Below are 275 nucleotides of genomic sequence, written 5' to 3'. Positions count from 1 at the left end.
CCAATGAACGAGTTGATAAAACCGCTTGAAAAAAATCAAAGCCAAGCTAAACGCAAAGCCCGTGATGTAAAGCGCCTAATAGAAGAAGGTCGTTTTAACGTTGCATTTGGTGTGTTTAAAGGCTTTGAAGAGTTATTTAATACCTTAACTGAGCAGTATCAGCAACCACTTGTAAGCTTAAAAACCGATTTAGAAGCGCAGCTAGCTGACGCCAAAGATTGGCAAAAATATGCTGCAGCACCAAAGCGCGAAGCATTACTTGAAGAAGTTAGCAC

1 protein-coding gene is annotated in these 275 nt (G+C 40.7%); it reads left to right on the top strand.

Features of this window, described 5'->3' with window-relative positions; genetic code table 11:
* Positions 1-12 precede the first annotated feature (12 nt).
* A partial coding sequence (locus AAEY78_RS13015) for a hypothetical protein (protein WP_352339733.1) occupies positions 13-275 on the top strand: 263 nt, incomplete at its 3' end.

It is taken from the genome of Psychrobacter sp. 16-MNA-CIBAN-0192 (assembly GCF_040309565.1).
Taxonomy (GTDB): domain Bacteria; phylum Pseudomonadota; class Gammaproteobacteria; order Pseudomonadales; family Moraxellaceae; genus Psychrobacter.
The sequence above is the reverse complement of the archived record's forward strand: the minus strand, read 5'-3'. Positions and strand labels throughout refer to the sequence as shown.